We start from the raw sequence: 13,894 nt of genomic DNA on the forward strand, positions 1-13,894 counted from the left end.
CTTCTCTCTGTACCGGAGTATTGCGAGGAATCCCATGTACAAGAAATTCGCCGCCGTTGGCGCTGCCGTTTTCGCGCTGGCGTTGCCGTTAGCCGGCGCACAGGTTTCGGCGGCACCGGGCGGGTTCGAGCCCGTTCCGCCCGGCAAGATCACCATCGAGGTGGTGACGGTCAACGGATCCGGTTGCCCGAAGGACACAGCAGCCGTGGCGGTCGCGCCTGACAACACCGCGTTCACCGTGACCTACAGTCAGTACACGGCCGCGGTCGGACCGGGCTCGGGCCCGATGGACTTCCGTAAGAACTGCCAACTCAACCTGAAAGTGAATGTCCCGCAAGGCTTCACCTACGGAATCGCACAGGCCGACTATCGCGGCTTCGCGAGCTTGGCGAAGGGCGCGACCGCGCTGGAGCGGGCCAGGTACTACTTCCAGGGCAACTCGCCGACCGACTTCGTCGACCACACCTTCAAGGGTCCCTTCGCCGATGACTGGCAGGAGACCGACAAGACCGAGGTCAGTGCGATCGTCTACGCACCGTGCGGCGAGCGCCGCAACTTCAACATCAACACCCAGCTGCGGGTCGACGCGGGCAAATCGGACCCGAAGAAGGACACCAGCTTCATCACGATGGACTCCACCGACGGCAGCATCAACACCACCTACCACTTCGCGTGGAAGGAATGCCCCACGAAGCCCTGATGCTCTCGGCCCGACGATGAGGGGCTGAGCGGCACAGGCGCAGGGACTCTCGGCGACGACGGGGTGGTTGAACCCCGTTGCACCGGGAGTCCCTGTTTCGTGCCGGTTTGTTTTCTCCGTGTTCAGGTGGGGAAATCCCCACTGGTCGCCGGACCACCGGCGATAGGCAGCGCCTTTGCTACTCACGAGTTCGGCGTTTTCGCGCTGCGTTCGCAACAAGTGCTGGGCTACAGTGCGTTACGCACCGGACTGACGCCGCTGCCGACGACGAAAAATCATCGGCACGCTGCGTGTCCGTGGCACCGACCCTGATACCCGACTCGGCGTTCGGCCGCTGCGCACGTAGGCAGCCCGCGACCGCCGACCTACCGATGGATGGCTACTCTGCTGTGGATCCAGCTATGCGGCCCGCGTACTCGGCCTCCCACCGCCGGGAGCCGATCGCGCGGAAGACCGACGGCGCGCAGTGGTAGACAGGGTGTACGCGACCGTTCAACCCGACTATCGATGCGGTAATCGGTTCAGGACACCGATGCGGTGTCGTCCACAGCGACGTAACGGTCTGCACCGCAATCGGATACAGAGTTTCAGTATGCGCTCATCCGCGACGATGGGTACCGGTTACGGCTTCGGTTCCGTTGGGGGGACCCGCAGTCGCACGGTACGTGAAATGCAAAGCCGCCAAGCTCGCCTGTCGACCGGGCTACTGTTTTTGGAGAGGAAAGGTCTGTCGAGTGTTCAGCCGTATCGCAATCGTCAACCGTGGTGAGGCCGCGATGCGGCTCATACACGCCGTTCGGGACTTGGCCGCGGAAACCGGGCAAGCTATCGAAACCGTCGCCCTGCACACCGATGTCGACCGCACCGCCACGTTCGTGCGCGAAGCCGACATCGCCTACGACCTCGGTCCCGCGGCGTCGCGCCCGTACCTCGATCTGAAGGTGCTCGAGCGCGCGCTGGTGGCGACCAAGGCCGACGCGGCCTGGGTCGGCTGGGGCTTCGTCGCGGAGGACCCGGCGTTCGCGGAACTGTGTTCGGAGATCGGCGTCGCCTTCGTCGGACCGAGCGCGGACGCCATGCGCAAGCTCGGCGACAAGATCGGCGCGAAGCTGATCGCCGAGGAGGTCGGCGTTCCGGTGGCGCCGTGGAGCCGCGGTCCGGTCGAGACCCTCGACGCCGCCTTGGCCGCGGCCGAGAACATCGGCTACCCGCTGATGCTGAAGGCGACCGCGGGCGGCGGCGGGCGCGGCATCCGCGTCGTCACCAACCCCGGCGACCTCGCCGACGCCTACGAGCGCACCAGCCAGGAGGCCGCGCGCGCCTTCGGCAGCGGCATCGTGTTCCTGGAGCGCCTGGTCACCGGCGCCAGGCACGTCGAGGTCCAGGTGATCGCGGACGGCCAGGGCACCGCATGGGCACTCGGTGTCCGCGACTGCTCGGTGCAGCGGCGCAACCAGAAGGTCATCGAGGAGTCGGCCTCGCCGGTCCTCAGCGCGGAGCAGACCGCAGAGCTCAAGACTTCGGCCGAGCGGCTGGCCCTCGCGGTCGGCTACTCCGGCGCGGCGACCGTCGAATTCCTCTACCACCCCGGTGAGAAGCTGTTCGCGTTCCTCGAGGTCAACACCCGCCTGCAGGTCGAGCACCCGATCACCGAGTCCACCACCGGCTTCGACCTGGTCAAGGCGCAGCTGCATGTGGCGTCGGGCGGCAAGCTCACCGGCGAGCCGCCGGTCGAGCGCGGGCACGCCATCGAGGCCAGGCTCAACGCCGAAGACCCCGACCGCGACTTCGCGCCGTCCCCCGGCCGCATCGCGCTGCTGAGCCTGCCCGCCGGGCCTGGCATCCGCGTCGACACCGGCGTCAGCACCGGCGACACCATCCCCGCCGACTTCGACTCGATGATCGCGAAGATCATCGCCTACGGCCGCGACCGCGACGAAGCGCTCGGCAGGCTGCGCAGGGCGATGGCGCAGACCACGGTCATCATCGAGGGCGGCGCGACGAACAAGAGCTTCGTGCTCGACCTGCTCGATCAGCCCGAGGTGATCGACGCCAGCGCGGACACCGGCTGGATCGACCGCGTCCGCGGCGAGGGCAGGCTGGTCTCGCACCGGCACTCCGCCGTCGCGCTGGCCGCCGCCGCCATCGAGGCATACGAGGAAGAAGAACGCGTCGAGCGCCAGCGGCTGCTGTCGACGGCGTTCGGCGGCCGCCCGCAGGTGCAGCACGAGAGCGGCAGGCCGCTGGATCTCAAGCTGCGCGGTGTCGGCTACCGGGTTCGGGTCGCCAGGGTCGGCGCGCACCGGTTCCGCGTCGGCATCGAAACGGGTGACGACGTGCGCACCGCGGACATCGAACTCGATCGATTCGACCAGCACACCGGGCACATCGTCGTCAACGGCATCCGGTACCGACTGGTCGCGGCCACGCACGGACCGATCCACCTGATCGAGGTCGACGGCATCACCCACCGGGTCAGCCGCGACGAGGGCGGCGTCGTCCGCTCGCCTGCGCCCGCGCTCGTGGTCGCCACGCCGCTGGAGATCGGCGCCGAGGTCGAAGCAGGCGCGCCGGTGCTGGTGCTGGAGAGCATGAAGATGGAGACGGTGCTGCGTGCGCCGTTCAAGGCGCGGCTGAAGGAATGCGCCGTCTCGGTCGGCACCCAGGTGGAGACCGGTGCACCGCTGCTGCGGCTCGAGCCGATCGCCGATGACGACGACGCCGCCGAGGACACCTCGAACGGTGCGACCGTCGAGTTGGAACTGCCCGCGTTGACCGACGACGTCCCGGCCCGGCTGCGCACCACGCGCGGTCGGGAAGATCTGCGCAGCCTGCTGCTCGGCTTCGACGTCGACCCGCACGACGAGCGCAGGGTCCTCGACGACTATCTCGTCGCGCGTCAGGCCGCCATCGCCGACGGCCACCGGCCGCTGGCAGGCGAGCTCGAACTCCTCGAGGTGTTCGCCGATCTCGCCGAGCTGAGCCGCAACCGGCCCGCCGCCGAGGACGGTACGGGCACGGGCCACGTGCACAGCGCCCGCGAGCACTTCCACACCTACCTGCAGAGTCTCGATGTCGGGCGGGCCGGGCTGCCGGAGACCTTCCAGGCCAAGCTGGCCAAGGCGCTCGGGCACTACGGCGTCACCGAGCTCGACCGCTCCGCCGACCTCGAAGCCGCGGTGTTCCGCATCTTCCTCGCCCAGCAGCGCGCGTCCGCGTCGGCGACGGTGATCGCGGCCTTGTTGCGCGGTTGGCTGCGGGAGCCACCGCCGGACGACACGCTGCGCGAGTCCGTCGGCGTCGCGCTGGAACGGTTGGTCGCCGCCACCCAGGTCCGCTTCCCCGTGGTCGCCGACCTCGCGCGCGGCATGGCGTTCTCCTGGTTCGGTCAGCCCCTGCTGCGCCGCAACCGCGCCCGCGTCTACGCCGACGTGCGTAACCACCTGCGGCACTTGGATGCCCACCCGGACGCGGCGGACCGTGCTGAGCGCGTCGCCGAAATGGTCCGCAGCACTGAGCCATTGGTGCGACTGCTGGGTCAGCGGTTGATCCGTGACGACCTGGACAACACCATCATGCTCGAGGTGCTGACCCGCCGGTACTACGGCAACAAGGGTCTCACCGACGTGCGCAGCAAGGTGTTCAGCGGCTGCACTTTCGTTGTCGCGCAACGCGCAGGCTCGTGCGTGGTCTCCGCCGCGGTGAGCTTCGACGCGCTCGGCACCGCACTCGACGGGCTCGCCGAGCTGGCATCGGGTGGCGAGGATGCCATCGACGCGGACATCTACGTCGCGTGGGAGAAGCAGCCGGAGGACTTCGGCGCGATGGCCGCGGCCCTGCACGAGATCGTCACCGCGCACCCGCTGCCGACCCAGGTGCACCGGATCACCGCCACCGTCGCGGGCAGCGGCGGCGCGGTGATGCACCACCACTTCACCTTCCGCCGCTTGTCAACGGGCATGACCGAGGAACGGCTGATCCGCGGCCTGCACCCGTACATCGCGCAGCGGATGCAGCTCGAGCGGCTGAGCAAGTTCGACCTCACCCGACTGCCGTCCTCCGACGAAGAGGTCTACCTCTTCCGCTCGGTGGCGCGGGAGAACCCGTCCGACGACCGGCTCGTCGCGTTCGCGCAGGTGCGTGACCTCACCGAGCTGCGTGATCACGAGGGCAGGCTGGTCGCGCTGCCGACGGCTGAGGACACCATCGCCATCTGCCTCGACTCGATCCGGCGCGCGCAGTCGCAGCGCCCGTCGAAGACCCGGTTCAACACCAACCGGATCGTGGTCTACGTGTGGCCGCCGAGCAACATCACCCGCGCGGAGCTGGCGACGATCGCCGAACGGGTGCTGCCGACCACGGCGGGCGCTGGGCTCGAGGAGATCCTTTTCATTGCGCGCCAGCGCAATCCGCGGACCGACGAGCTGGTCAAGATCGCTGTGCGCATCTCGTTCGACGCCACCGGCACCCCCGAGTTGAAGGTCGGTGCGCCGCCGACCGAGCCGGTCGAGCCGCTCGACGACTACCGGCTCAAGGTGCTGCGCGCGAGCAGCCGCAACACCGTGTACCCGTACGAATTGACCAGCCTGCTCGGCAAATTCGTCGAATACGACCTCGACGACGCGCACAAGCTGGTTCAGGTCGACCGGCCGAAGGGACGCAACTCCGCGGCGATCGTCGCCGGCGTCGTCACCACGAAGACGCGGCGGCATCCGGAGGGCGTCAGCCGGGTCATCCTGCTCGGCGATCCGACGAAATCGCTTGGCGCGCTGTCGGAGCCGGAGTGCCGTCGGATCATCGCCGCGCTGGATCTGGCCGAGCAGATGCGGGTGCCGCTGGAGTGGTACGCACTCTCCTCCGGCGCCAGGATCTCCATGACGTCGGGTACCGAGAACATGGACTGGGTGGCGGCCGCGCTCAAGCGGATCGTCGAGTTCACCCAGGACGGCGGCGAGATCAACATCGTCGTCGCAGGCATCAACGTTGGCGCGCAGCCGTATTGGAACGCCGAGGCGACGATGCTCATGCACACCAAGGGCATCCTGGTGATGACGCCGGACTCGGCGCTGGTGCTCACCGGTAAGCAGGCGCTCGACTTCTCCGGTGGTGTCTCGGCCGAGGACAACTTCGGCATCGGCGGCTACGACCGGGTGATGGGTCCCAACGGGCAGGCGCAGTACTGGGCGCCGGACCTGGCGGCGGCGCGCGACGTGCTGATGTCGTACTACGACCACACCTACGTCGTGCCCGGCGAGGACGCTCCGCGGCGGGCCAGCACGACCGACCCCATCGACCGCGACATCTCCGACTTCCCGCACATCATCGAGGGCAGCGACTTCACCACCGTCGGCGAGATCTTCTCCGCCGAGGCGAACCGGGATCGCAAGAAGCCCTTCGATATTCGGACCGTCATGCGGGCGCTGTCGGACCAGGACCACCCGGTGCTGGAACGCTGGGCAGGCATGGCCGACGCGGAAACCGCGGTGGTGCAGGACATGCACCTCGGCGGCATCCCGGTCTGCACGCTCGGCATCGAGTCGCAGTCGGTGCCGCGCCGCGGCTTCCCTCCCACCGACGGCCCGGACACCTACACCGCGGGCACGCTGTTCCCGCGGTCGTCGCAGAAGGCGGCGCGCGCCATCAACGCGGCGAGCGGCAACCGCCCGCTGGTGGTGCTGGCGAACCTGTCCGGATTCGACGGTTCGCCGGAGTCGCTGCGCAAGTTGCAGCTGGAGTACGGCGCCGAGATCGGCCGCGCGATCGTCAACTTCCGTGGGCCCATTGTGTTCTGCGTGATCTCGCGGTACCACGGCGGCGCGTTCGTGGTGTTCTCGAAGGCACTGAACCCGAACATGACGGTGCTTGCCATCGAGGGCTCATTCGCGTCGGTGCTCGGTGGTGCACCCGCGGCGGCGGTGGTGTTCGCCGGTGACGTGAATGCGCGCACCGCGTCCGACCCCCGCGTTCGTGAACTGGAGGCGCGCGCTGCCGCGGCCTCCTCCGGTGCCGAACGTGGCGCCCTGCGGGCAGAGCTCGATGAGCTCCGCTCGTCGGTCCGCACCGAGAAGCTCGGCCAGGTGGCGGCGGAATTCGACGGAGTGCACAACATTCAGCGTGCCGTCGAGGTCGGCTCGGTCGACGCCGAGATCCGCGCCGCCGAACTGCGGCCGCGCATCATCGAGGCGATCGAGACGCATCTGCAGTAGTCAACCGCGTTGTGGTGAACAAGGCCTGGCACTTTGGTGCCAGGCCTTGTTTGTTTGTGCCGAATCGATTGCGGTGCATCGGTGCGAGGGAATCAAGCGGGCGCAGAGGGTAGATATGGCGCTGCTTCGCCCCTACAATCCAGGCACGAGTGATCGGAGCTTCCCGTGTCGACAATTCTGTATGTCCTCCTCGAACCACTGCTCGGTGCTCTCGGGGCCTCCTATTGGGCAACCATATTCATGATTGGTCCGCCGAACTGAGTTTTCTGCACTGAGCCTGTCTGCGCGGTAGCGCGGCAGGCCACACCCGTGACGGCGGGGTTCGCCCACCCACCGCGCCGCCCCGGGCGGGCGGCGTGTGCTGCGCAGGCGAGTCTTGGTGTCTGATTTGCCCGAATTAGGCTGTGGTGGTGAATGTAGAAATTACACCGCTGCCAGGGATCGGCGTACGCAAGGATTTTCCCCTCGCCAAGGTGCGTCGGCGGATCGGGGTCATCCATCATCGCGACGGCGCTATCGATCTGATCATGACGAAGCTCGATGATCCGGAAAGCACCGTGCAGATTCCGCTGACCGAAGAGGAAGCGGGTGTGCTGGCGAATCTGCTCGGCGCGCCGCAAGTGGTCGCGCGGCTGCGTGAGGAACACCGCGACATGGCCGGATTGAACACCAGGCAGATGTCGATTCGGCGCGGGTCGCCATTCGCGGGCCGGACTCTCGGTGAGACGTGCATGCGGACGCGGACGAAAACATCGATCGTCGCGGTCTTGCGGGTGGGACAGGTAATCGCCTCGCCGGGACCGGAATTCGAGTTCGGTGCTGGCGATGTCGTTGTCCTGGTCGGCACCGACGAAGGTCTCGATGCCGCCGCTCACGTGCTGACCGACGGCTGAGGCGATGGGGGAGAGCGGAACCGCGCTGGCGTTGATCCAGCTGGGGGCAGTGCTTTTCGGGCTAGGCGTGCTCGGCCGGATCGCGGCCAAGATCGGCATGTCGCCGATCCCGTTGTATCTGATCGGTGGGCTGGTCTTCGGGACGGGTGGGTTGGTCGAGCTGCGGCATGCGGACGACTTTCTCCACCTGGCCAGCGAAATCGGGGTGGTGTTGCTGCTGCTGTTGCTCGGCTTGGAGTACAGCGCTGCGGAATTGGTGACCGGGATGCGAAGATCCTGGCCCGCCGGGCTGCTCGACATCGTGCTCAACGCGACACCGGGTGTGCTGGTTGCGGTCGCCCTCGGGTGGGGGACGACCGGTGCCATCGCGATGGCGGGAGTCACCTACATCTCCTCGTCGGGGATCGTCGCCAAAGTACTGAACGACCTCGGCCGCCTTGGCAACCGGGAGACGCCGGCGATCCTGTCGATCCTGGTGTTCGAGGACCTGGCGATGGCCGGGTATCTGCCGGTGCTGACCGCCGTGCTCGCCGGGGTCGGCTTGGTTGCGGGCTTGCAGACCTTGGGGATCGCGCTGGCCGCGGTCACCGGGGTGCTCGTCGTCGCGCTGCGCTTCGGCAGGCAGGTGTCGGCGGTGCTGGCCAGCAAGGACCGTGAGGTCTTCCTGTTGAAGGTGCTCGGCGCGGCGCTGCTGGTGGCCGGTGTCGCGTCGGCCGTGCAGGTTTCGGCGGCGGTCGGCGCATTCCTGCTCGGCATCGCCGTGTCGGACTCGACCGCGCGCGACGCGACCAAGATCCTGGAGCCGTTGCGAGACCTGTTCGCGGCGTTGTTCTTCGTGCTGTTCGGGCTCAGCACCGACCCGGCGAGCATTCCGCCGGTGTTGTTGTGGGCCGTCCTGCTCGCGGTCGTCACCACGGCCACCAAGGTTGCCACCGGATGGTGGGCCGCAAAGCGGGGTGGCGCCACCCCGCTCGGCCGCGTCCGTGCGGGGACAGCCTTGGTCGCGCGCGGTGAGTTCTCGATCGTGATCGCGGGTCTCGCGGTCAGTGCCGGGGCGGTCTCCGACGAATTCGCGGCCCTGGCAACGACGTACGTGCTGCTGATGGCGATGCTCGGTCCGATCGCGGCGCGCGTCGCCGAGCCGGTCGTCCGGATCGTCAAACGTCAACCGCCCGTTCCGAAGAGCGAGGTCGGCGAATGAAGGTTCGGTCAGTCGGCGGCCGCACCGGTGGTGATCCGGTTGTCCGGCAAGCCGATTCGGCTGGCGATATTGCCGCGCAGCGGCAGGAAGGTCCCGTCGCGCAAGGACTGTTCGATGTCCTCGAGCGAATGACCCTTGGTTTCGGGCACGGCGAAGTAGACGAAAACGAAAGAAAGCAGGTTGAATCCGGCATACATGACGAATGCCGGACCGAGTCCGAGTCCGTCGATGGTGGACAGCGCGGTCAGCGTCAGCACCAGATTCGAACCCCATAACGCCACGGCGTGCAGGCTGGTTGCGCGGTCCCTGATGCTCAGGGGGTAGAGCTCGGAGCCGAGCAACCAGCCGACCGCTTGCAGCCCTGCGGCATTGCAGGCCATGTAGGCCAGCATCAAGGCAAGGGTGAGGTATCGGTTGGGGTGATCGGTGAGCACGAACATCAACCCGAAACCGAACAGGAACACGGTCGAGCCGGGAATCAACGTGAGCATCAAGCGCCTGCGCCCGACCACGTCGACCAGCCGCTCGCCGACGGCGGTGAAGATCAGATACACGGCCGCGATGCCGAGGCCGGACCACACGACCAGGCCTGCGTCGAAGCCTGCGGCGGTGCCGAGGATGGTGTGCGAGTAGTAGATCATCATCTCCAGCCCGGACAGCTGGGTGAAGGCCGCGATGCCGAGTCCGGCGATCAGCGCAGGCCTGGCCCAACGCTGGGTGAGGTTCGCCCAGCCGCCACGCGACTCCTTGTCCTCCTGCTGCGAAATCGCCCAGATCTGCAGGGTTTCCTCGACGGCGGCCGTCCGGTTGGGCCGCATCCAGCGCAGCACCACCCTGGCCTTGCCGACGGTGCCGTTCTCGATGAGCCAGCGTGGTGTCTCCGGCAGCTGGAGCATCGCTGCGGCGAGCACGAGCGCGGGGAACACCGCGATCCCGATCATCCACCGCCAGTTGCTGCTCGCCTCGGGACTGTCGCCCGCGGCCGCGACCACGCTGACGAGGTTGGCGAGGAAGATGCCGACCCCGATCGCGATGTTGAAGAACGTGACCATCGCGCCTCGGCGCTGCGGCGGCGCCAACTCGGCGATGTAGGTCGGCACGATCTGTGAGCAGGCGCCGACCGCGAGGCCGAGGAAGAGCCTGCAGAACGTCATCATCCAGGCGTCCACCGCGAGCGCGCAGGCCACCACGCCCACCGCGAACACGCAGGCGATGATGAAGATGGTCTTGCGGCGCCCGAGCCTCTTCGACAGCGAGCCGCCGACCAGCGCGCCGATCACCGCACCGGCGAGGATCGCCGCGGTCACGATTTCTTGCCGGGTGTGGTCGATGCCCCACTGCGCCGACATCTTGGGGAGCGCGCCGGAGATGATGCCGGTGTCGTAGCCGTAGAGCATGCCGCCCAAAGCGGCGAACAACGCCACAATAGCGACATTTCGCCCGGCGCTCTGCTTTTCATCCCGTGTCGGCTTTTCCGGCGGTGAGATGACCATTTCGTATCCGTCGAGGTTACGACGGCGCAGCCGAGGAATAAAACTTCTCCGCCTGCTTATTGTCGTGTTCTCGAGAGACATGCGCTCCAGTCGACCAGTGTTCGAACGCGCTGCGCAAATCGAAGGCGGTTATTTGTGAGTTGGCTAACCTTTCTGTTTATTTTTTGTGCTTATTTTCCGTACACCATTTTCCGGACAATGGTTACGCAACGGGCCGCCGGTGCTGCCGTGGTCGGCCGGTGCACGACACACGCATGTTTGGCCGACGCCTGCGTGAGTTGGTAGAAAGTCTTGGTGCCCAACATCATCACGAGATTCACGTCGTCCCTTCGGTATTCGCGGGTGGTGACGCGGTCGGTCTGCCTCGACCCCGAGCTGGACGTGGCGTGCTCGCTGGTCCGTGCCGGTGATCTGGCGGCAGGGCGGCAGCTGTTGGCGCAGACTCGGGACGATGCGGAACTGCGCTGCCTGCGGGTCAGCGAGGTCAGCGACGCGGCGGTGGACCGCGTCGACGAATTGGCCAGCCTGTCCGAATCGTCGCCCGATGATCCGGATCTCGCGGTGTGGCTGGGAACAACGCGCATCCGGCAGGGGTGGCGGGTGCGTGGCGCCAGCCGCGCCCAATACGTCAGCCGCGAGCAGTTCGAGCAGTTCTGGCAGATCCTCGGCGACGCCCGCGAACCGCTGATGCGGGCCGCTGAGCTCCTGCCCGGCGACCCGGTGCCGTGGGATTCGTTGCAGTGGTTGGGACTCGGCCTCGAATCCGACCGCGCCGAGCTCGACGACGTGTGGGTGCAGCTTTGTCGCCGGACGCCGAATCTGTACGCGGGTAACTACTCTCGCGGCCAGGTGCTGTGTGAGAAGTGGCTGGGCAGCAACGGGGAAGTGCTGGAGTTCGCCGACAGTTTGGCCGACCGGGTGCCGGTGGGCGATCCGATGACGGCGTTGGTGGTCGCTGCGCATCTCGAGGCCGCCAGCGAGGCGGACTGGCCGTTGGCGAGTTACTTTCAGAGCCCGGCGATTCGCGATCACCTCGTCGCGTTGGCGGACCGCTGGGCCGCCGACGAAACTGCCCATATTCGGACGCCGGAGGCGCATCATCTATTCGGCGCAGGTCTTTTCCTCGCGGGCGAACACGACCGGGCGCGACGGCATCTCGCACAGGTCGACGGCAAGGTGATGCCCGAGCGGTTGCCATGGGTGTACCCGCTCAACTACTGCCCCGGCTACGACTACCTGAGCGTGCGCAAACAGCTCCGGCTGAGCTGACCCGTCAGCTCCCGCGCAGGCCGAGGCCGCGCAGCTCCAGCGCGGCCAGCTCGCGCACCGTGTCCTCGTCGCCGTTGCGCCAGGCCGTCACCACATCCGGGTCGATCCGGTGCAACCGGCGCAGCGGTTGATGGGTGAGCGCGCGCAGCGCGAGCAGATCCTGCCCGGCCGGATCGGCCCGGAGACCGACCGCCGCCCCGGCCCGGCGCATCCAGCGCACGCGAAGCGGCAGCCAGACGAACACGACCAACCCGATCGGGACGAGCACCGACCCGATCGCCAGGGCGAGGGCCAGCTGGTGCACGAGCTCCTGTTGGTCGTGCCCGGCCTCGGCCATCGATCGGGCCGCGGTGGCGGCCCGCTCGAACGGCGCGGTCAGATCGTCGCCGACCACCGGAACCCGCCCTACCTTGCCGCCGACGGTGCCGAGGTTGTCGGCCAACCCGCTGCCTGCGCCCTCCAATTTCTGTCCGGGCACGGCGAGCTTGCCCACCAGCTCGTGTAGCCATAGCGCGGTCCAGATCGTCGCGTACACCCATGCTGCGACCAGCAGATCGGTGACGACTTGACGAAGGGCGACAGGTGCGCGATCGGCATAAATCTTCACCAGCCCAGAATCCCCCCGGTCGTCGCGCGAAAACTCGAAAAGCGGCACTCGACCACAGAATTCGTCGCGCCCGTCGCCATTTCGGTCGGCTCAGGTACTGAACGGGCGTGACCCTCAGCGGGCGCGGTCGTAGATCGTGGCGATCTCGCCGAGCTCGCCGACTTCTTGATGTGTGAGCGTCCATGTCGAACCCGGCAGGCCGTCCTCGAACAGTCGCAGCCCGCCGCCGGCGATCTCGGGGGTGATCAGGAGGAACAGCCGGTCGACCAAGTCCGCGGCGAGCAGCGGTTTCAGGATGCTGGGGCTGGTGTTGACGAGGATGTTGCCGGTTCCGGTGGCCTTCAGTTCGGTAACGACATCGGCGGCGGGCGCGTTGACCACGCGGGTGCGCTCCCATGGCGCTTCGGTCAAAGTGGTTGAGAGAACGACCTTTTCGGTGTCGACCAACCATTTCGCGTAGCCGCGATCGCGGGGATCGGCGTTCTCGTCCGCGGCGACAGTCGGCCAGTAGCCCAGGAAGCCTTCGGCATTGGGCCGGGAGAGCAGTGCCGTCGTCGCGCCGTCCCAGATCTGGGTGAGATGGTTTCGGGCGACCTCGGTGGTCGCGTAGCGAACGATGGCGCCGAGGTCGCCGGGTCCGCCGGGTCCGTGGTAGCGCCCGTCGAGGGTGATGGCGATGTTCGCGGTGACCTTGCGGCCGGTGGTGTTGGTCATGACGTTTCCTTTTCGGTGCCGACGGCGTCGGCGAGGTTGTCGAGGACTTGGCCCCAACCGGTTTCGATTCCGGCGATGGCGGGGACTGCCTCGACGGTTGTCTCGGTGATGCTGAGGTCCAGGTGCAGTCGGGTGCCTTCCGGGACCGAGGTGAGGGTCAGGTCGTAGCGGCCGGTGAACGCGACCGCACCCGCGGGGTCGAGCACCGAGAGGTCGAATTCGAGATGCTCGGGTTCCTGCGCGGCGTTGACCCGTCCTTCGGAGCGATACCGTCGCTCGGCATCGCGGAACTCGAGGACGGCGCGTCCGCCCGGCGTCGGCTCGAGGACGCAGTCGGTGACCGTCATCGACGGCGGCGCCCACCAGGTGGCGAGCAGATCCGGGTCGACCCAGTACCGCCAGAGCACCTCCGGCGGCGTGCCCAGCACGCGTTCGAACGTGAAGGTCCGTCCGTCCGCCCAGCGATCCTGGTCCGCGAGTGCGGATTCCGTTTCGATGGCTGCGCGATACCTGGCGACGACATCGCGCTCGTCCGCATGCGCCTCGATGAGCTCGATCAGCCCGCGGACCCGATGTTCGAGGTCGTGCAAGGGTGCCGCCTCGACGGCATAGACGCGCCGTTGCCCGAGCGGGAAGACCGTGACAAGCCCTGCGCGAGCGAGGGTTTGGAGGTGCTTGGTGGTCTGCGGCTGACGCAGTCCGGTCAGCTCAGCGAGCTCACCGACGGAGCGCGGCCGCTCGGCGAGCAACTCGACGATGCGCCACCGGGCGCCGTCGCCGAGCGCTGATGCGATCTGTTCCATGTCGCAAA

The 13,894-nt window shown here is 67.4% G+C and carries 9 protein-coding genes; 5 read left to right on the forward strand and 4 right to left on the reverse strand.

The window, feature by feature from the left end:
- The first annotated feature begins 34 nt into the window (after nucleotides 1-34).
- The 4 genes from NA11_RS04110 to NA11_RS04125 all read left to right on the forward strand — a co-directional run bounded on the left by NA11_RS04110 (nucleotide 35) and on the right by NA11_RS04125 (nucleotide 9,000).
- Nucleotides 35-700: a DUF4360 domain-containing protein gene (locus NA11_RS04110; protein ID WP_084654088.1), complete on the forward strand. Its 666-nt coding sequence runs from the start codon at nucleotides 35-37 to the stop codon at nucleotides 698-700.
- Nucleotides 701-1,434: 734 nt separating this feature from the next.
- Nucleotides 1,435-6,906, forward strand: coding sequence for an ATP-binding protein (locus NA11_RS04115; RefSeq protein WP_069160365.1), 5,472 nt, complete (start codon nucleotides 1,435-1,437; stop codon nucleotides 6,904-6,906).
- 410 nt (nucleotides 6,907-7,316) lie between these two features.
- The gene (locus NA11_RS04120; protein WP_069160444.1) at nucleotides 7,317-7,799 is read left to right on the forward strand and encodes a cation:proton antiporter regulatory subunit; all 483 of its coding nucleotides are present in this window, start codon (nucleotides 7,317-7,319) and stop codon (nucleotides 7,797-7,799) included.
- A 4-nt stretch (nucleotides 7,800-7,803) separates the two neighbouring features.
- Nucleotides 7,804-9,000 (forward strand): cation:proton antiporter, encoded by a 1,197-nt coding sequence (locus NA11_RS04125; protein WP_069160366.1) that lies wholly within the window; start codon nucleotides 7,804-7,806, stop codon nucleotides 8,998-9,000.
- A gap of 8 nt (nucleotides 9,001-9,008) precedes the next feature.
- Here the strand turns inward: NA11_RS04125 and NA11_RS04130 are convergent, their stop codons facing one another.
- Nucleotides 9,009-10,493 (reverse strand): sugar porter family MFS transporter, encoded by a 1,485-nt coding sequence (locus NA11_RS04130; RefSeq protein ID WP_245745714.1) that lies wholly within the window; start codon nucleotides 10,491-10,493, stop codon nucleotides 9,009-9,011.
- 294 nt (nucleotides 10,494-10,787) lie between these two features.
- Here NA11_RS04130 and NA11_RS04135 point away from each other — a divergent pair, with 294 nt between their 5' ends.
- Nucleotides 10,788-11,762, forward strand: a complete 975-nt coding sequence (locus NA11_RS04135) for a ferritin family protein (protein WP_141717395.1) — start codon at nucleotides 10,788-10,790, stop codon at nucleotides 11,760-11,762.
- Nucleotides 11,763-11,766: 4 nt separating this feature from the next.
- On the opposite strand, the gene NA11_RS04140 is transcribed toward NA11_RS04135, so the two are convergent.
- The 3 genes from NA11_RS04140 to NA11_RS04150 form a co-directional block, all read right to left on the reverse strand.
- Complete coding sequence (locus NA11_RS04140; RefSeq protein WP_069160445.1) at nucleotides 11,767-12,369, reverse strand: hypothetical protein; 603 nt, start codon at nucleotides 12,367-12,369, stop codon at nucleotides 11,767-11,769.
- Between the two features lie 114 nt (nucleotides 12,370-12,483).
- A complete protein-coding gene (locus tag NA11_RS04145; protein ID WP_069160369.1) occupies nucleotides 12,484-13,083 on the reverse strand; it encodes a dihydrofolate reductase family protein in 600 nt (199 codons plus the stop codon).
- The gene (locus NA11_RS04150) at nucleotides 13,080-13,886 is read right to left on the reverse strand and encodes a metalloregulator ArsR/SmtB family transcription factor (RefSeq protein WP_069160370.1); all 807 of its coding nucleotides are present in this window, start codon (nucleotides 13,884-13,886) and stop codon (nucleotides 13,080-13,082) included. The genes NA11_RS04145 and NA11_RS04150 overlap by 4 nt, the downstream gene beginning before the upstream one ends.
- Nucleotides 13,887-13,894 lie beyond the last annotated feature (8 nt).

This window comes from Nocardia altamirensis NBRC 108246 (assembly GCF_001612685.1).
GTDB lineage: Bacteria > Actinomycetota > Actinomycetes > Mycobacteriales > Mycobacteriaceae > Nocardia > Nocardia altamirensis.

What these genes read in the sequence shown, in the direction of transcription:
- NA11_RS04110 (WP_084654088.1), top strand. Translation starts at nt 35, where the DNA reads ATGTACAAGAAATTCGCCGCCGTTGGCGCTGCCGTTTTCGCGCTGGCG.
- NA11_RS04125 (WP_069160366.1), top strand. Translation starts at nt 7,804, where the DNA reads ATGGGGGAGAGCGGAACCGCGCTGGCGTTGATCCAGCTGGGGGCAGTG.
- NA11_RS04130 (WP_245745714.1), bottom strand. Translation starts at nt 10,493, where the DNA reads ATGGTCATCTCACCGCCGGAAAAGCCGACACGGGATGAAAAGCAGAGC.
- NA11_RS04145 (WP_069160369.1), bottom strand. Translation starts at nt 13,083, where the DNA reads ATGACCAACACCACCGGCCGCAAGGTCACCGCGAACATCGCCATCACC.
- NA11_RS04150 (WP_069160370.1), bottom strand. Translation starts at nt 13,886, where the DNA reads ATGGAACAGATCGCATCAGCGCTCGGCGACGGCGCCCGGTGGCGCATC.